We start from the raw sequence: 17,616 nt of genomic DNA, 5'->3' as shown, positions 1-17,616 counted from the left end.
GGGGCGGCCTGCGCCCCTTACTGTCCCTCCAGGCCGTGAAGCTGCCCTTGCAGCAACCTCTCCAGTTCCAGCATGAGTTTTTCCAGGGCTTTTGCCCCGGCTTCGATCACTGCCCAGTCATCCTCACGGGCGCACGCCTGTTCAAGGGTTTCACACTGCCCAGCCAGTGGGGTCGCCTGAACAATGCGCGCAGCGCCCTTGATTTTGTGGGCCTGCTCGGTGATCTCCTGGAGCGGGGCGTGTGCATTGATCAGCGCCGCCAGTTCCTGGCGATCATGCCGACTGCTGCTCAGCAGTTCTTCCAGCAAACGCCAGCTCAACTGTGGATCGCCACCGGTAAGGGCCTCGAAGTTGCCGAGGTCCAGGTGCAGGTCAGTGGTTTGCGGGGCGATCTTTGCCAGTTGCCGTTCCAGTGCCGTGAGGCTGATCGGTTTGAACAGGCAGTCGTTCATGCCCGCGTCGGCACAACGTTGCTTCTCTTCGGGCTGGGCATTGGCGGTAAACCCCAGCACCACGCAGGGCGCCAGCTGCTCGCGCTGTTCGTACTCGCGGATTGAGCGACTCAGTTCATAGCCGTTCATGATGGGCATGTTGCAGTCGGCGATCACCAAGTCGAAACGCTCCTGGCGCCAGGCCTGGAAACCGGCGGCGCCATTCTGGGCGGCGCTGAACTGATGCCCCAGATAGCCCAGTTGCTGGCACATCAGCAAGCGGTTTGCGGGATGGTCGTCCACGACCAGCACGTTCAGCACTGGCGCGCTTGCAGGTGCCTCAGGCTTGTATTCAAGCACCGGCTGTTCCGGCTGAAGACGGGTCATGTTCAGGCTGATATGCACCTGGGTACCCACCATCGGCACGCTGCTCAGGCTCAATTGCCCACCCATCATCGCGCACAGGCTGCGGCAGATCACCAACCCAAGGCCGGCGCCGCTCCTGGCAAGCTGTCCGGAATTGTCGGCCTGGGCAAAGGGCTCGAACAGGCGCAACTGATCATCCCGACTGATCCCTATGCCGGTGTCCTCGACCACCAGTTTCATCTCGACCTGCTGCGCCAGCTGGGTGGGCAACACCTCGACCTTGACTTTCACCTGGCCACGCTCGGTGAACTTGATCGCATTGCTGACCAGGTTCGACAGCACCTGCTTGAAACGCAGCGGGTCGATCAAAACTTCGGTGTCATCCAGGTTGGGGTTGAACTCAAGGGACAGGCTGAGGGTTTTCTGGCGTGCCAGGCCGTCGAACACGCGCACCACCGACTCGATCACCTCCCGCAGGTTGACACGCTCCGGTGCGAGGCTCAGGCGACCGGATTCGATGCGCGCGATGTCGAGGATATCGCCGATCAGTTCGAGCAGGTCCTTGGCTGAGTTGTACGCCACTTCGATGGCCGGGCGATCAAGATGACCCTGGTCGGCGCGCTTGAGGGTGAGTTCTAGCATGCCGATCACCGCGTTCATCGGCGTGCGGATTTCATGGCTCATGGTTGCGAGGAACGTGCTCTTGGCCCGGTTGGCCTCGTCGGCGCGTTCTTTGGCCGCGCGGATTTCATCGAACAGCTGGCGGCGTTCGCTGATGTCGATCCAGCCGCCAATAATGCCTTGCACCTCTCCAGTCGAGTCACGGTAGGGCAGGATCCAGTGGTAGATCGTCAGCTTCTTCCCTTGGATATGCAGCGTGCGGTCCAGGATCAGTGGGTTACCTTCGGCCATCACGCGCTGGTAGTCGGCATGGTATTGCGTCGCATCGGTTTCAAGGGCAGCGCTCATCTGGATGGCACTTTTGCCGATAACGTCTTCGCGCTTGACGTTGAACACCTGCAAGTAGCTGTCGTTGCAGGTCTGCAGCAAGCCTTTACGGTCACGTACGTAGATGGGGTGCGGGGTTTCGTTGACCAAAGCCCGCATGAACTCGAACTGATCATTGAGGGCGCGCTCGGCCATTTTGCGATGCTTGATCTGACGGCGCATGTAGGCGTTCCAGCTCAGGGAGATCAGCAGCAAAAGCCCGGTGCCGATGATGATGCGCGCGATCAGTTGGTGATAGTTGCGCCAATAGCTGTCGGAGGCGGCGGTGTAACCGCGCCAGCGACTGTTGATGACCCCCAGCTCATCCGGTGCGATGCTCAGCATGGCCTTGTCGAGAATCGAGCTGAGTTCGGTGGCGTTGCGTGAGGTGGCCAGCGAAAATTTAGCCGGCGTGGTGCCAATACTGAAACTGATCTGGACCTTGTCCTGAAACATGGAGGACGAGAGGTAGTAGTTGGCGATGACCAAGCTGTTCACGGCACCGTCGACCTGTCCTTGCACCAGCAGCTCGGCGGCTTTGAAATTGTCGCTTGTTGCGATCACTTGAATGGTTGGGAAGTGCTCGCGCAGGAACGTCGCCATTGGGCTGCCTTCAGTGACGGCCACGCGTTTGCCTTCCATTTCCTCCAGGCTGGTCGCCGACTGGTTTTCCTTGCGTGTCAACATCACGTAGGAGTTTTCCAGGTAGGGCCGGCTGAAGTTCAACCGGGCTTCCCGTTCCGTGCTGGGAACGATGGCGCCAATGATGTCGGCCTTCCCTGCGCCGACCTGTTCGATCATTGACTGAACGACGCGCTCACGTTGGATTTCAAAACGCAGCCCTGTGCGCAGGCGAACCAGCTCCAGCAGATCGGCGGTAATGCCGCGGAAGTTGCCATCGGCGTCGAAGAACGACAGGGGGGCAAAGGTCTCGTTCACGATCACCTTGACCACCGGATGCTCCTGTAGCCAGCGCTCTTCGCGTTGTGTCAGTTGCAGTTTCTGGTCGGTCAGCAAGATATCGCTGCCGGCGCTCCAGCGTTTGGCAATCGCTTCCCGTTCATTGGTGGGCACGGCCGTCAGTACGGCGTCGACAATGCTCAAGAGCGTCTGCTGGTGTTGGGGCATGGCGAAGCTGAACCCGTAGGCTTCGTGTTTGCCGAAATTGGCCATGCGGATGTTCTTCAGGTAGCCCTTGTTGATCATGTAGTGAGTGGAAATGGTATCGCCGAGGAATACATCCGCCTGGTCGAACGCCACCGCATTCAAGGCGTTTTGATAAGAGGGATAAGCGCGCAGGGTCGCCTTGGGGTACAGCTTTTCCACCTCGCGCAAGGGAAGGTAGTGGTAGACCAGCGCCAGGCGCATGCCGGCCAGGCCATTGGTCAGGCTGCGGGTTTCTCCTTCGCGGGTGACGAGGACCGGCTGGTCCACCGCGTAGGGCTCTGACAGCGTGAGGTTTGGGTTGGCCGCCTCAAAACCGTTGGAGGATCCCAGCAAATCGATAGCCCCCGTTTCAAGCGCGCGGATCGCGGCCTCGCGAGAGGGGTAGCGCAATACTTTCACCGGCAGGGCCAGCGCCTTGGCCAGCAGGCCGGCGTAATCAGCGGTGAGACCCTCGTAGTCACGTCCGCTGGACGTGAGGTCGAAAGGTGGGTAATCAGGCGCCGCAGTACCCAGCACCAACTCGCGCTTGTTTTGCAGCCATTGGCGTTGAGCCTTGTTCAGGTGGGTTTCCAGTTGAACCGAGCCTGCACGACTCAACAAGGCGAAATGTTCCGGGCCCGTTGGCGGGTTCGCAAGTACCACTTTGCTGAAGCACAAACCGGCACTCAATATAATCAGATAGTCCTTTATACGCCTGGGCATCCGCTTTCTCACACTAGCGCGTTTCGTTTTGCCATCTCGATAAGTTCTACCAAGGACTTGGCTTGAAGTTTCTGCATCAGCCTCTTTTTATAAGTGCTTACTGTTTTGTTACTCAGAAACATGCCCTTGGCAATTTCCTTGTTGGTGCGTCCTTGTGCAAAAAGTTGCAATACCATCAGTTCCCGGTCATTGACAGTCTTGAATAGTTCAAGCTCCTGGGATTCGATGCTATCGACACCATTGGTATTCAGTGCCTGGCTGGGGAAGTAGTTGTAACCGGATAACACTGCACGGATGGCGCTCAGCAACTCGCTCAGGTCGCCTTCCTTGCACACGTAGCCATCGGCGCCCGAACGCATGCAGCGTGTGGCGAACAGGGTGGGTGATTGGGCGGTCAGTATCAGGGTTTTCATCGGGGTGTTCATGGCGTTGAAGCGGCAGAGCACTTCGAGGCCATCCAGCTTGGGAATGCTGATATCCAGAATAATCAGGTCAGGCAGGCATTCGCGGACCATTTGTATGGCGTCGCACCCGTTATCGGTTTCGCCCACGACTTTATAGCCTTCGTGTTCCAACAACATACGGATGGCGAGCCGTATAACCGGGTGGTCATCGATAATAAAAACTGAGTTCATGATCACATTCCGTACAAGTGCAAATAAAGCGGGCACATTAGCTCAGAAGAGGAGGGAGGAGCATGAGTCGAGGGGTGAGTAGATATAAAACAGGAAAAGTCCTACATTAAAAAAGGTAGCGGCCTACCAGTTGCTGAGGCTTGGTGAGGCGCTACGTCGATGCTTTGAACGTGAATAGGCTAACGGTTGCTGCCGTGGATTTAACTGATGCTGTGCCGCCGTCTTTCGTCGGCTCATGATGTTTAATTCCTACATTTTTAACTTGAGTAATGGGCAGAGCAAGTGTGCAAGTTCATCCTTGTTCAGCGGCTTCGATAGATAGCCGAGCAGTGGCAGGCCACGGTCCATGGCTTGGTTTATCAGGCTGGCGAGTTCCGCCACCGGTAAACCGCTCAACAGGATGGCGGTCGTGGTAAAGCGTCGGCGACTGGCAATTTCAATCAGTTCGAGTCCCGGTAAGTCGGGTAGGCATTGGTCACACAAGATGATGTCGAAGGGCACCTCGGCCTGCGACATCAAGCAGATTGCCTGCTCGGCGCTTTCGGCCGGCGTCAGTCTTGCGAAGCCGAAGCTTCTGAGCAGGCATTGGGTGGCGAGGAGTTGGAACGGGTGATCCTCCACCAGCAGGATACGGAGCGAGTAACTGGGCATTGGGGCCACACGTTGAGTCAAGCATCGAGGGAGGGCGCGTAGGACCAGTTCGCCAGGGTCGCCCGGAGCGTGCGTGATTATTCATCGAGTGGTTGTGCGAATTCGATCAGGCCGCTCTGTTCCCGTCGTAGGTCGATTCCTTTCAAGAAACAGGCGGCATGATCGTGGTCGTTACTGAGGGCTGGAACGTCCGGTCATTTCCCGGGCCATCTCGGTGGCATAGCTGTCGGTCATGCCGGCGATAAAGTCGATCATGCGCAGGAAGGACGCGTGCAGCGGCCATTCAGGGTTCGGCGCATTATTGCCCAGCAGATCGAGAATGCGCCGGTTCTTGAACGATGGTGTACGCCCGCCATGCTGCTCCAGTGCCGCACCGCAGAATGCATTCAAGAGAATTTCCAGGGTGGTGTAGGCGCCGATCTCATGCAGGGTCTTGCGCTTGTCCTGGAAGATCTTCTTGCGCGCCATGTCCTTGGCATCCAGCACACAGCGCTTGGCCGGACCGTGCATATGTTCCACCAGGTCGCCGGGAAGGGTGCCGGCGAGCAGGGCGTCCTGTTGCTCGACGAAGGCCTGTGCCGCTGCGTTGGTCAGATGCTCGATGGCCTTGCCGCGCAGGATCGCCAGCTTGCGTCGGCGCGAGTCCTGGGCGCCCAGTTGGCGATAGGTCTGGGGAAGGTCGTCACCCACCAGGTTGAGCAGCAGCGACTCGACTTCGGCGTATTCGAGCAACTCCATTTCCAGGCCGTCTTCCAGGTCGATCAGGGCGTAGCAGATGTCATCCGCCGCCTCCATCAGGTACACCAGCGGGTGCCGGGCCCAGCGCTGTTCTTCGAGTTGTGGCAGGCCGAGCCTGTGGGCGATCTGTTCGAGGATCGGCAGTTCGCTCTGGTAGCAGCCGAACTTGTGCTTCTTGTAGCCCAGGGAGTCGGCGTGGCGGGCAGTCCAGGGGTATTTCAGGTAGGTGCCGAGGGTGGCGTAGGTCAGCCGGGTGCCACCGTCGAACTGGTGGTACTCAAGCTGGGTCAGCACCCGAAAGCCTTGGGCGTTGCCTTCAAAATTCAGGAAGTCATTGCGCTCGGCGCTGCTCATGTCGTCCAGCCAACCGCGTCCTGCGGCTTGTTGGAACCAGTGGCGGATGGCGTCTTCGCCGGAGTGCCCGAACGGTGGGTTGCCGATGTCATGGGCCAGGCAGGCCGATTGCACCACCATGCCCAGGTCGCTCGGGTCGCACCAGTCGGGCAGGGCGCTGCGCAGGGTTTCGCCGACGCGCATGCCGAGGGAGCGACCCACGCAGCTCACTTCCAGGGAATGGGTCAGACGCGTGTGAATATGGTCGTTGCTCGAGACCGGGTGCACTTGGGTCTTGCGGCCCAGGCGACGAAATGCGCCGGAGAAGATAATACGGTCATGGTCTTTGTGAAACGGGCTACGCCCCAGTTCTTCCGGGCTGTGCAGCGGTTTGCCAAGACGTTCGCGAGTCAGCAGGGTGGGCCAATCCAAGGCGGGTACTCTCCGTGCGGTGAATGACCCTCCCAGCTTCCCGGTTCAGCGCGGCCTGGGCAAGCGAAAATCTACAGCCCGGCCGCGTCGATATCGATTAACAGTAAACGCTGACCGTTATCGAAGAATTGTCCGGCCGTGAGGCAATACTGATTGGTGGTGGCGTCGCGGTAGGTTGAAGACAACGTCAGCCGGCGCTCTTCCCAGCCCTCGGCCAACAGGTGATAGAAGTACGGGCGCCATGACCAGTTGTGGCCCAGGTAACGGCTGTCGGACTGCCAGGCATCCTGGCGCCACTCAAAGTTCGGTGTGAGTTGGGTGCCGTGCCGGTCGCACTGGTAGAAGCGCAGCAGCCAGGGAAACGCCGGCAGTTGCGGCAGTTTGCTCAACGGTGCCTGGGCCTGGGCCCAGGTTTGCAGGATCTTCATCAATTCGGCCAACTGCTGGCGCAGTTGCATGACGCGACCGCGCTCAGCCAGCTTTTGCTGGACGTACACCGTGCGCAACTGGGCGAAACGCGGCACGAAGGCGTCGGCGGCGAACCAGTCCAACTGCGCCTGGGCAAACAGATAGCCCTGCACATAGCGCGAGCCGCACTCCAGGGCGAAGCTCAACTGCGCCTCGGTTTCCACGCCTTCGGCAATGATCCAGCAGCCGGTCTTCTCGGCCATCTGCGCCAGGGCCCGCACCACTTCGCTGCTCGGTCCACCACGGGCGGCCTCCTGGAACAGGCGCATGTCCAACTTGAGGATATCCGGTTGCAACGCCAGCACTCGGTCGAGTTGGGAGTAACCGGCGCCAAAGTCGTCGATGGCAATGCGCGCACCGGCTTCGCGATAGCGCGCCACCACGTCGGCCAGGCGCCGGATGTCGCCACCCAGTTCGGTGATCTCGAACACGATGCGCTGCGGGTCGACGCCATGGTGGTGGATCTGCTTCAGGCTTGGCAGGGCCTGGCCCGGTCGCAGGCGATTGATCCAGCGTGGCGAGATGTTCAGGCTCAGGAACCAGTCTTCGGGCGCTTCGTGCAAGCGGCTCAGCGCGTTGTCGCGAATCTGCCGGTCGAGTCGGCGCAAGGTCACGCCCGGCGTGCGCGGGTCAGCGAACAGCGGGCCCACGGACTGCAAGCGGCCGTCAGCCTGGCGCAGGCGGCCCAGGGCCTCGACGCCGGCAATGCGGCCGGTGGCGGTGTCGATAAACGGCTGGAAGCAGGCGAGCGGTTGCCCGTCGATCACGGGGCCTCCTTAGAGACATTGGCGAAAAAAGGCCCGGCCCTCGAAAACGAGGGCCGGGCCGATTCTGTTAGCAAGAATGCAGCCAGCCAGGCTCAACTTTTACGCGAAGAACCCTGCATGGCCAGTTTGATCAACGGGATCAAGCCGGCGCCCAGGCGCACCAGGCGCGTCAAGCTGCCAATGCCGCCGCCCTTGGCACCTTTGCCGGTAAAGAAACCCATCAGTGTCACCGCGGCCACGCCCCACAGCGGCGCGTGCTTGATGCCCAGGCTGTCCTGCCAGTTGCTGCCCATATTGCGCACCTTGTTCAGGGGCAGCATCAGTTGCTGGGACTCGTGGCGGATCTCCTGACGGTGCATTTCCATGCGCAGACGGATCAACGCCTTGCGCATTTCCCGGCGGGAGGTGGTTTGCGGGATTTCAGTGATGCTCATGGCAGCAGGCGCTCCCGGTCATTGGCCAGCTCTTCGAGGGTGGCGTGGAACGGCGTGGACTCATCGAATACCGCCGCTTTCAAGCGCACCCCGCAGAAGGCTGCGGCCAGCGTGTAGAACACGCAGAGACAGATGATCCCGGTCAGGCGGTAGCCGGTGTCCCACACCAGGATCATCACCAGGGTCGACAACCCCACCAGCAACAGCAGCGCAAACACCAGTGCCAGGCCGGCAAACAGCAGCAGGCTGACGGTGCGGGCCTTCTGTTCCTGCAATTCAATGCCAAACAATTCGACGTGGCTGTGCAGCAAGCCCAGCACGGCCGCGCCCAGACGTCTTGAGGTGGTGCCCGTGGACGAGCCCGTTTCGCCGATAGACATGGTTAGCGCCTTGTGGCCAGCAGGCCGATCAAAAAGCCCACGCCGGCGGCAATGCCCACCGACTGCCAAGGGTTGGCTTGCACGTAGTCTTCGGTCGCAGTGACCGCCGCCTGGCCGCGTTCGCGCAGGGAATCTTCGGTCAGTTGCAGGGTTTCGCGGGCCTTGAGCAGGCTTTCGTGGATCTTGCTGCGCAGCTCGTCAGCTTGGTCACCCGCCAGCACCTTGGTGTCATCCAGCAACTTTTCGGTGTCGCTGACCAGGGTTTGAAAATCCGCCATCAGTATTTCTTGAGCAGTCTTTGCAGTTCTTCTGGCCATGGTTATCTCCGTGATTGGCTGATCTGTACGTTTCGAGTCACCGGCTTCGGTGAAGGTTCAGTGCAATTGTGTGGTACAGCTTTTGCTTTGCCTTGGTGCGCAGGCCCCGGGGCTTGCGCTGAATCTGGGCGGTCGGGCAGGAAGCCTTGAAAAACCTTACCCTAAATAACTGAAATTCGCGGAAAAACCCTGTCGGCAACGGCCTGTTGTGTTGATCGCTGCGCTAAAGCGGTTCACGCCCTCTGAAGAGGGGTGGGACCGGTGGTGCCAATTTAGTGCGCTCGACCCTGGCTTGAACCGCTTTGGTGCTTTTTGCCTTTATTGCAGGCCTGCCAACCTCCATGGAAAATTTGCAAAGTGCAGTGGACACGCTCGTCCACAGCTCCAATACCCTGTTTATCCTGATCGGCGCGGTCATGGTCCTGGCCATGCACGCCGGCTTCGCGTTCCTCGAAGTCGGTACGGTGCGCCAGAAGAACCAGGTCAACGCCTTGTCGAAGATCCTCAGCGACTTCGCCATCTCCACCCTGGCCTATTTCTTTATAGGCTATTGGATCTCCTACGGTGTGAGCTTCATGCAACCGGCGGCGGTGCTCAGTGCCGATCACGGCTATGGCCTGGTGAAGTTTTTCTTCCTGCTGACCTTTGCGGCGGCGATCCCGGCGATCATTTCCGGGGGCATTGCCGAGCGTGCAAGGTTCGCTCCACAGCTCTGCGCGACGGCGTTGATCGTGGCGTTTATCTACCCGTTTTTCGAAGGCATGGTGTGGAACGGCAATTTCGGCCTGCAGGCCTGGTTGCTCGCGACCTTTGGTGCCAGCTTCCATGACTTCGCCGGTTCCGTGGTGGTGCACGCCATGGGCGGCTGGCTGGCGCTGGCGGCGGTGTTGCTGCTGGGCCCGCGCAATGGGCGCTACCGCGAAGGGCGCCTGGTGGCGTTTGCGCCGTCGAGCATTCCGTTCCTGGCGCTGGGCTCGTGGATTCTGATCGTCGGCTGGTTCGGCTTCAACGTGATGAGCGCGCAAACCCTGAACGGTGTCAGCGGTTTGGTCGCCGTCAACTCGCTGATGGCCATGGTCGGCGGCACAGTTGCCGCCCTGATCATCGGTCGCAACGACCCAGGCTTCTTGCATAACGGCCCGCTGGCCGGGTTGGTGGCGATCTGCGCCGGCTCCGACCTGATGCACCCGGTGGGCGCGCTGGTCACAGGTGTCGTGGCCGGCGGCTTGTTTGTGTGGTTCTTTATTGCGGCCCAGGACCGCTGGAAGATCGACGATGTACTGGGTGTTTGGCCCCTGCACGGTCTGTGTGGCGTGTGGGGTGGCATCGCCTGCGGCATCTTCGGCCAGACCGCGCTGGGTGGGTTGGGCGGTGTCAGCCTGATCAGCCAGTTGATCGGCACCGCCCTCGGCGTGCTGGTGGCGCTGGCCGGAGGCCTGCTGGTGTATGGCGTGATCAAGCGTGTCACCGGGCTGCGTCTGAGCCAGGAACAGGAGTATTACGGCGCGGACTTGTCGATCCACAAGATCGGCGCGGTCAGTCAGGATTGATCGGCTCGTCTGCCGGCCGATAAAAACCGTGCAGCAGGCGATAGCGGGTCTGCCGCACTTCATCGACCCGCGCCTGAACCTGTTGGTCCGGCAGGCCCAGCAGGATCAAGGCATGGGAGGCGAGCATCAGGCTCGACTCCAGTAACTCGGGCACCACTTCACTGGCGCCCGCGGCTTTCAGTTCTGCCAGCTGGCTGTCGTCGCGGGTACGCACCAGGATTGGCACGTCGGCGTTGATCCGACGCGCTTCCTTGAGCACCACCAGCGCCACGTCGGTGTTGTCCACGGCAATCACCACCAATCGCGCACGCTCGAGGCCGACAGCACTAAGCAACGCGCCACGCCGGCAATCGCCGTAATGCACGCTGCTGTCTTCAGTGGCGGCTTCCTGCACCCGTTCCGGGTCGTCATCCAGGGCGATGAAGGTTTGTTGTTCCTTGCGCAGAAAACGCCCGATGGATTGGCCGACACGGCCATAGCCACAGATCACCGCGTGCCCGCGCAGCTCGGCGTTGAGCGCGGTGATTGCTTCCAACTGCACCTGCTGGTTGGGCTTGCGGTGCAGGCGCAGGGCGATACCCGGTGCGGCGCGCAACAACAGCGGCGTGAGCAACATCGAGCAAAAAGTGGCCGCGAGCAGCAGGCCGTTAAATTCATCCGGGATCAACCGGCTTTGCTGCATTTGTGCCATCAACGCAAAGCAGAACTCGCCACCCTGGGCCAGGGCCAGGCCGCTGCGCCAGGCGGTTTCACTGTCGCTGCCGCGCAGTTTGACCAGCACCGCGACCACACAGCCTTTGACCAGCATGAGCGTGAGCGTCAGCCCGAGGATCAGCAGACTATGGCTGACGAACAATTGCAGATCGATCAGCATGCCGATGCTGACGAAAAACAGCCCCAGCAGGATGTCGCGAAACGGCCGGATATCCGCCTCGATCTGATGGCGGTAATGGCTTTCGCCCAGCAGCATGCCAGCCAGGAAGGCCCCGAGCGCAGGGGAGAGCCCCAGCAGATGGGTGAGCCAGGCCGTCAGCAACACAATCACCAACGCCAGCAACACAAACAGCTCCGCTGAATGGGAGGCGGCCACTTCATGAAACAGGCGCGGCAGCAACCAGCGGCTGGCCAATAGCAAGCCGACAAACAGCACCACGGTCTTGCCCAGGGTCAAGGGCAGCGCCCAATACCAGGCTTGCTCGCCAGTGCCAGCGAACACCGGCACCAGGGTCAGCAGCAACACCGCGACCACATCCTGGAACAGCAACACGCCAATCGCGTTCTGGCCATGGCTGCTGAAGATCTCCCCGAGGCTGGTCAGCTCCTTGCTGACGATGGCTGTGGACGACAGTGCCAGTCCTGCCCCCAGCAACAAGGCGATACCCGGCGCCACACCCAGGATCATCAACAAAAGTCCCAACAGCACCCCGCACCCCAACACCTGCAAGCTGCCCAGGCCAAATACAACTCGGCGCAGGGCGAGCATCTTGGTCAGGGAAAACTCCAGGCCCAGGGAAAACAGCAGGAACACCACGCCCAGTTCGGCCAGGTCGGGTAGCTCTTCACTGTCATTCACCCAGTCCAGCGCGGTGGGGCCCACGGCCAGGCCGACACACAGGTATCCCAGCACGGGGGGTAATTGCAGGCGACGAAACAGCGCAATCACCACCAGGGATGAGGCCAGGATAATCAGCAGGTTGGCAAACACACGCATCTCCGTTGCAGGGGGTCAGGCAAAAAGCCGCGAGAATCGCTGAAACAGTTATAGGCCATGGTGACCTGGGTCAGGGTTTATAGAGTGGGCTTCAGGCGGTCACCGGGCTTAGAATGTCTGCCTGTTTTCTGATCAGGTCCCTTCGCTATGCTTCCTGAATGCCAGCTGTTCGGCACCCTGGGTTGTCACCTGTGTGAGATTGCCGAAGCCGAAATCATGCCGCTCGTCGAACACGGGTTGCTGGTGGAATTGGTGGACATCACCGACCCCGACGACCTGACCGAAGCCTACGGCCTGCGTATTCCGGTGCTTCGCCGGGTAGACACCGGGGCGGAACTGGATTGGCCATTTGACACACAACAGGTTGTTGCCTTCCTTCGTTAGGTTTATGCGATGGCAGGTTTCCAAATATTAAGTTACTGTATGTTTGTACAGCGATTGAATTGAGGGAACGCCCGTGGTGAATGTCGAACAACTGAAAAGCAGCGTCAATCGCATGTCCGCCGACGTCGTGCGCGACGCGGTGAACGAGCTGCGCCTCGATGGCCTGGTCACGGAAGGCAAGACGCCCTTTAACAAAGTGCATTTCAATACCTGCTTTGCCGAGATCGAGGCGCTGTTCCAGCGCGCCGGCTACCACAAGCAGCTGGATGTGGTGGGTTACCAGGGCTTGTTGTACGCGTTGTACGATCCGGGCCGCTGGGAGGCAGTGGACGTGCTGCGCTGGCTCAAGGAGTTCACCGACGCCGCCAGTGCTTCGCCGATCCTGCGGGCGGAGTTGGCCAAGGCTTGAGATCCGCCCTAGGCTCAATCCCGCGCAATGCGGGATAATGCCCGCCGGTTTTGTCACAGGCTTTGAGCATTTCATGTCCACCTCCGGTTTTTCCGCGTCCCAGCACCAAGCCAGCACTTTGTATCTGCCACCCGGTTCATGGGTAACCGTGCTGGACTGCCTGTGCGAGCACTTCCCGGCGATCAGCCGCGAACACTGGCTGGACCGCATTGCGCGAGGCCGGGTGCTGGATATCAACGGCACCCCGATCACCGTCGACCTGGGCTACAAGGAAGGCTTGTGCATCTACTACTTCCGCGAAGTGCCTAACGAGAAAGTCATCCCGGTGCAGGAAACCATCCTGTATGCCGACGAGCATCTGGTGGTCGCCGACAAGCCGCACTTCCTGCCCGTGACGCCGGCCGGTGAATACGTCGAGCAAACCCTGCTGCGCCGCCTGATTCGCCGACTGGATAATCCCTCACTGGTACCGTTGCACCGCATCGACCGGCACACGGCGGGGCTGGTGCTGTTTTCGGCCAATCCGGCCAGTCGATCGGCTTATCAGCAACTGTTTCCCACACGCCGGATCGATAAATTCTACGAAGCCATCGCACCCGCTCTACCGAACCTTACGTTCCCCAGGGTGCATAAAAGCCGACTCGTCGATGGCGAGCCGTTCTTTCGCATGCAGGAAGGTGATGGCGTCCCCAACACCGAAACGGCGGTGGAGGTGCGCGAGAAAAACGGCGATCTGTGGCGCTACGGCCTGTTCCCGGTGACCGGCAAGAAGCACCAGCTGCGCGTGCACATGAGCGCCCTCGGCGCGAGTATCTGCAACGACCCCTTCTACCCCCACGTGATCAAGGACGCGGTAGACGATTACGCCAACCCCCTCAAACTGCTGGCCCAGGGCGTGCGTTTTATTGACCCGGTCACGGGGGAAGAACGCAGTTTCCGCAGCCGGATCACCCTCGACTGGTAACCCCCGGAAACGACAAGGCCCGCGCGAGGCGGGCCTTGATGGCAAACGCTAAGAGTTACAGGTCTTTGACGGTGCGAACCTGGTCTTTGTTGATGCGGGTCTGCTTGCCGTCCAACTGTTCGAACTCGTAGAAGCCCGAGTCCTTGTCGAATTTAGGGGTGTCGACGGCCTGGATTTCGCGACCGTCATTCAGGGTGATCACTGTCGGCGAGGCGCAACCGGCGAGGGTGGCGAGGCCCAGTGCAAGCATGAGAGCGGCGATGGTCCGTTGAGTCATGAGTCTGTCTCCGAGAGAATACTTTTTAATGGCTGACCTTGTGACGCATGCAGCGTCGACAAAGTTCCGGGTGCGAGGTTCATTCTGACACGCCCGACGGCGTCTGTAACAGCTCCGGCGTATTAAGGTTGGCCAGGCGCGGGTCATCTGCCGGGCATTCCAGGCCCACGCCGCCCAGTTGCAGGAAGAGCTTGCGCGGGCTGCGCTCACCGGCATGCCAGGCCCTGTCCACCGCATCGCGCAGGCCGGTGGGAACGATGCAGATCAACGGTTCCCAGAACTCACCATGGCGCACCATCACCGGCAGCAACGGGTTGCGTTGCGCGGTCTCACGCAGCGCCTGGATCAGCCCTGCGTCGATATGCGGCACATCGCACGGCAAAATCAGCAGGTGCGCATGGCGGGCGGCGGCAAGTCCTGCACGGATACCGGCGAGCGGGCCAGGAAAGTCCGGGCTGTCGTCGGTTACCAGTTGGTCGGCATAGCTGGCGTAATGCTGCGGGTTGCGATTGCACGAGATGATCAGGTCATCGGTGAGCGGTCGTACCAAGTGCTGCAAATGCGCAATCAACGGCTGGCCACGCCACTCCAGCAGGCCTTTGTCCTGGCCGCCCATGCGTTGGCCGCGCCCACCAGAGAGCAGCAAAACCGAACACGGCAGTGGGGACGAATCGATAGGCATGGCAGTTCCGCAGCGGCAGCAAAAGGGGGGCCTGTGATATAACATCGGGCTGTTCCTTCGACAACCGGACCGTGCCATGAAAGCCAAGGCAGATGCGCCCTTCGTACCCCTGAATATCGCGGTATTGACCGTCAGCGACACCCGTACCCTGGAAACCGATACCTCCGGCCAGGTCTTCGTTGACCGCCTGACGGCCGCCGGCCACAACCTGGCCGAGCGCGTGCTGCTCAAGGACGACCTCTACAAGATCCGCGCCCAGGTCGCCCACTGGATCGCCGAAGACGTGGTGCAGGTGGTGCTGATCACCGGCGGCACCGGCTTCACCGGCCGCGACAGCACCCCCGAAGCGGTGAGCTGCCTGCTGGACAAACAGGTCGACGGCTTTGGCGAACTGTTCCGCCAGATTTCCGTAGCCGACATCGGCACCTCCACCGTGCAGTCCCGCGCTCTGGCGGGTTTGGCCAATGGCACCCTGGTGTGCTGCCTGCCGGGCTCCACCAATGCGGTGCGTACCGGCTGGGACGGCATCCTCGCCGAGCAACTGGACAACCGTCACCGCCCGTGCAACTTCGTCCCGCACCTGAAACAGGCCGAGCCTTGTGAATCCCGTGGGTAAGCCCGGCAAGACCGGCGCGCTGCTGCCGGTGGAAGACGCTTTGGCTCAACTGCTGGCGATGGCCGAAGCCGCACCGATCCGTGAGCAGGAAAGCCTGCTGCTGGCGGATTGCGATGGTCGTGTACTGGCGCAAGACCTGATCTCCACCCTCGACCTGCCGCCGTGGCCGAACAGCGCCATGGATGGTTATGCCGTGCGCCTGGCGGACTGGACCGGCGAACCCCTGGTGGTCAGCCAACGCATTTTCGCAGGCCAGGCGCCACACCCCCTGGCCGCCGGTACCTGCGCCCGTATCTTCACCGGCGCCCCCGTACCGGAAGGGGCCGACTGCGTGGAGATGCAGGAGAACGCCGTGGTCCACGCCGATGGGCGCGTGAGCTTCACCGAACCCCTGCACCTCGACCAGAACATCCGCCCCCAGGGCCAGGAAACCACCGTAGGCGAGCTTGTTTTAACGGCTGGCACGCGCCTGGGCCCGATTGAACTGGGGCTGGCGGCGTCCCTCGGTCATGATCGCCTGGCAGTGATCCGCCGCCCACGCGTGGCGGTTCTGTCCACCGGCGATGAGTTGATCGAACCGGGCTTGCCGCTCGGGCCGGGGCAGATCTACAACAGCAACCGGCGCGTGCTGTGCTCATGGCTTACGCGCATGGGCTGTGAAGTGATTGACGCTGGCATCCTGCCCGACGATCTGGAGCAAACCCGCGCGTGCCTGGGCGGTTTGGGCCGTGTCGACTTGATCCTGTCCACGGGCGGTGTGTCGGTGGGCGAGGCGGATTTCCTTGGGATCGCCCTGCGTGAAGAGGGTGAACTGGCGTTGTGGAAACTGGCGATCAAACCGGGCAAGCCGCTGACCTTCGGCCACTTCCGTGGCGTGCCGGTGATCGGCCTGCCCGGTAACCCGGCGTCGACGTTGGTCACGTTCGCGCTGCTGGCACGCCCTTATCTGCTGCGCCGCCAAGGTGTGCAGGACGTCGAGCCACTGCGTTTCGACGTGCCGGTGGGGTTCGAGTGGCCCAAACCGGGCAACCGCCGCGAGTACCTGCGCGGTCGCATCGAGCAAGGCAAAGCGATCATTTACCGCAACCAGAGCTCCGGCGTGCTGCGCAGTGCGGCGTGGGCGGAAGGATTTGTGGAGGTGTTGGAAGGCACGACGCTGGCTATCGGCGACCGGGTCAACTTCATTCCCTTGAGTGAGGTATTTGGCTGACACACAGTTCACCGGTGGCGGGCGCACAGTCAAGATAAGTCCTATGAGCCAAGCAGGGCGGGCAGGCTAATTTTTCGAGTCCCGGTTACTGGAGGACTGAAGATGACTATCCAACCTGCTGCATCCGTTCATGGCGTGGCGGCACCCGTGCATGCCGAACCTGGCTTGCCCACGGCAGCGTCAATCAATTCAAGCAATGCGCGTAGCGTTTTGAGTCAATTGATCGGCAGGCCGCTTTCCGAGAACACTTATCGGGAGCGGCTTGCCTGCATGATCGCCGATCCGAGCATCACTTCCTGGCAGGCGCTGACGCGTAACCCTGGCGAGTTGCAACGGCTGCAGGATAATGAGCGCCTGAGTTGGTCCGACCCGGCCGCAGCTGACAAAAACATGCCGACGTTGGCTCAGGCCCTGGGCAAGAAAAATGTCTGGTTGCCCGAGGTGGACAGCCTCAATGCCAACATCCTGAAGAACCTGACGGTGCAGGTGGCAGAAAAATACCTGGCGCAATTCCAGTCCATACTTCAAGACCCGGCACCTGCCTTGTCGCAGGATGTCTCGATAGTTCGCGGTGCGCCCTCAGCGGGTAAAACCACCTTTCTCACCGGCCAGTTCGCGCTCAACACCGATGTTGTCAAAAACATGATCCAGAACCGTATGCCCGGCACGAGCATGTTGCAGGTGCATGACCAGGGCGCGGCGTTGGTTCAGCAGTTCATGGGCCCCATGGAAAAGCGCCTGGGGCAGCCACTGACGCGAGATGCGTTGTACCTGTGGCCAAACGATTTCAACCAGAAAATCGCCGATATCGCACGCTTGAGCCAGGCGCCCAAGCTGCACTTTCATGATATCCAGGTGGACCTCGCGACCTTGTGCTGTCGGATTCTCAAGCGCGGCACCGATGAGGCGGTGATGGACTTCAATGTCCTGAGCCAGTTTTCAGTGCGGGCCTGGAGCACCGTGGCCCAAGTATCGAGTCGGTCAAGAACAGCCAGGACAGGCTAA

General features: G+C 60.8%; 18 protein-coding genes. 7 read left to right on the top strand and 11 right to left on the bottom strand.

Features of this window, described 5'->3' with window-relative positions:
• Window positions 1-17: 17 nt before the first annotated feature.
• From ACP7BX_RS00830 to ACP7BX_RS00795, 8 genes are all read right to left on the bottom strand, one after another.
• Window positions 18-3,653: a transporter substrate-binding domain-containing protein gene (locus tag ACP7BX_RS00830; RefSeq protein ID WP_426130456.1), complete on the bottom strand. Its 3,636-nt coding sequence runs from the start codon at window positions 3,651-3,653 to the stop codon at window positions 18-20.
• Between the two features lie 8 nt (window positions 3,654-3,661).
• Entirely contained in the window at window positions 3,662-4,288 is a 627-nt protein-coding gene (locus tag ACP7BX_RS00825; RefSeq protein WP_033901391.1) for a response regulator transcription factor, read from the bottom strand.
• A 249-nt stretch (window positions 4,289-4,537) separates the two neighbouring features.
• The gene (locus ACP7BX_RS00820) at window positions 4,538-4,939 is read right to left on the bottom strand and encodes a response regulator (RefSeq protein ID WP_314531516.1); all 402 of its coding nucleotides are present in this window, start codon (window positions 4,937-4,939) and stop codon (window positions 4,538-4,540) included.
• Between the two features lie 171 nt (window positions 4,940-5,110).
• The gene (locus ACP7BX_RS00815) at window positions 5,111-6,442 is read right to left on the bottom strand and encodes a deoxyguanosinetriphosphate triphosphohydrolase (protein WP_033901394.1); all 1,332 of its coding nucleotides are present in this window, start codon (window positions 6,440-6,442) and stop codon (window positions 5,111-5,113) included.
• Between the two features lie 71 nt (window positions 6,443-6,513).
• Window positions 6,514-7,677: an EAL domain-containing protein gene (locus tag ACP7BX_RS00810; RefSeq protein ID WP_033901395.1), complete on the bottom strand. Its 1,164-nt coding sequence runs from the start codon at window positions 7,675-7,677 to the stop codon at window positions 6,514-6,516.
• A 92-nt stretch (window positions 7,678-7,769) separates the two neighbouring features.
• Complete coding sequence (locus tag ACP7BX_RS00805; RefSeq protein WP_033901396.1) at window positions 7,770-8,111, bottom strand: hypothetical protein; 342 nt, start codon at window positions 8,109-8,111, stop codon at window positions 7,770-7,772.
• Window positions 8,108-8,491 carry a phage holin family protein gene (locus ACP7BX_RS00800; protein ID WP_033901397.1) on the bottom strand — a complete coding sequence of 128 codons (384 nt, stop codon included), beginning with the start codon at window positions 8,489-8,491 and terminating at the stop codon, window positions 8,108-8,110. Before ACP7BX_RS00800 ends, ACP7BX_RS00805 begins: the two co-directional genes overlap by 4 nt.
• A gap of 2 nt (window positions 8,492-8,493) precedes the next feature.
• Complete coding sequence (locus ACP7BX_RS00795; protein WP_010211812.1) at window positions 8,494-8,808, bottom strand: DUF883 family protein; 315 nt, start codon at window positions 8,806-8,808, stop codon at window positions 8,494-8,496.
• Window positions 8,809-9,149: 341 nt separating this feature from the next.
• On the opposite strand from ACP7BX_RS00795, the gene ACP7BX_RS00790 reads away from it, so the two are divergent.
• A complete protein-coding gene (locus ACP7BX_RS00790; RefSeq protein WP_033901411.1) occupies window positions 9,150-10,358 on the top strand; it encodes an ammonium transporter in 1,209 nt (402 codons plus the stop codon).
• On the opposite strand, the gene ACP7BX_RS00785 is transcribed toward ACP7BX_RS00790, so the two are convergent.
• Entirely contained in the window at window positions 10,345-12,069 is a 1,725-nt protein-coding gene (locus tag ACP7BX_RS00785) for a cation:proton antiporter (RefSeq protein WP_426130451.1), read from the bottom strand. The two genes, ACP7BX_RS00790 and ACP7BX_RS00785, sit on opposite strands and share 14 nt — an antisense overlap.
• 147 nt (window positions 12,070-12,216) lie before the next feature.
• Between ACP7BX_RS00785 and ACP7BX_RS00780 the strand changes: the two genes are divergently transcribed.
• The 3 genes from ACP7BX_RS00780 to ACP7BX_RS00770 all read left to right on the top strand — a co-directional run bounded on the left by ACP7BX_RS00780 (window position 12,217) and on the right by ACP7BX_RS00770 (window position 13,826).
• Entirely contained in the window at window positions 12,217-12,453 is a 237-nt protein-coding gene (locus ACP7BX_RS00780) for a glutaredoxin family protein (protein ID WP_033901398.1), read from the top strand.
• A 73-nt stretch (window positions 12,454-12,526) separates the two neighbouring features.
• Window positions 12,527-12,862 (top strand): hypothetical protein, encoded by a 336-nt coding sequence (locus tag ACP7BX_RS00775; protein WP_016978478.1) that lies wholly within the window; start codon window positions 12,527-12,529, stop codon window positions 12,860-12,862.
• A gap of 73 nt (window positions 12,863-12,935) precedes the next feature.
• Window positions 12,936-13,826, top strand: a complete 891-nt coding sequence (locus tag ACP7BX_RS00770) for a pseudouridine synthase (protein ID WP_426130448.1) — start codon at window positions 12,936-12,938, stop codon at window positions 13,824-13,826.
• A 55-nt stretch (window positions 13,827-13,881) separates the two neighbouring features.
• On the opposite strand, the gene ACP7BX_RS00765 is transcribed toward ACP7BX_RS00770, so the two are convergent.
• On the bottom strand, window positions 13,882-14,103 hold the full coding sequence (locus tag ACP7BX_RS00765; RefSeq protein WP_016978480.1) for a YgdI/YgdR family lipoprotein: 222 nt from the start codon (window positions 14,101-14,103) through the stop codon (window positions 13,882-13,884).
• A gap of 79 nt (window positions 14,104-14,182) precedes the next feature.
• Window positions 14,183-14,785: a molybdenum cofactor guanylyltransferase MobA gene (mobA, locus tag ACP7BX_RS00760; protein WP_426130445.1), complete on the bottom strand. Its 603-nt coding sequence runs from the start codon at window positions 14,783-14,785 to the stop codon at window positions 14,183-14,185.
• A 76-nt stretch (window positions 14,786-14,861) separates the two neighbouring features.
• On the opposite strand from mobA, the gene moaB reads away from it, so the two are divergent.
• The 3 genes from moaB to ACP7BX_RS00745 all read left to right on the top strand — a co-directional run bounded on the left by moaB (window position 14,862) and on the right by ACP7BX_RS00745 (window position 17,616).
• Window positions 14,862-15,401: a molybdenum cofactor biosynthesis protein B gene (gene moaB, locus ACP7BX_RS00755; RefSeq protein WP_025857889.1), complete on the top strand. Its 540-nt coding sequence runs from the start codon at window positions 14,862-14,864 to the stop codon at window positions 15,399-15,401.
• The gene (glp, locus tag ACP7BX_RS00750; RefSeq protein ID WP_426130443.1) at window positions 15,385-16,611 is read left to right on the top strand and encodes a gephyrin-like molybdotransferase Glp; all 1,227 of its coding nucleotides are present in this window, start codon (window positions 15,385-15,387) and stop codon (window positions 16,609-16,611) included. The genes moaB and glp overlap by 17 nt, the downstream gene beginning before the upstream one ends.
• A 102-nt stretch (window positions 16,612-16,713) precedes the next feature.
• The gene (locus ACP7BX_RS00745) at window positions 16,714-17,616 is read left to right on the top strand and encodes a hypothetical protein (protein WP_426130441.1); all 903 of its coding nucleotides are present in this window, start codon (window positions 16,714-16,716) and stop codon (window positions 17,614-17,616) included.

The organism is Pseudomonas sp. DWP3-1-3b3, from assembly GCF_049896305.1.
Taxonomy (GTDB): domain Bacteria; phylum Pseudomonadota; class Gammaproteobacteria; order Pseudomonadales; family Pseudomonadaceae; genus Aquipseudomonas; species Aquipseudomonas azotoformans_A.
This window is presented reverse-complemented; position numbering and strand designations above follow the sequence as displayed.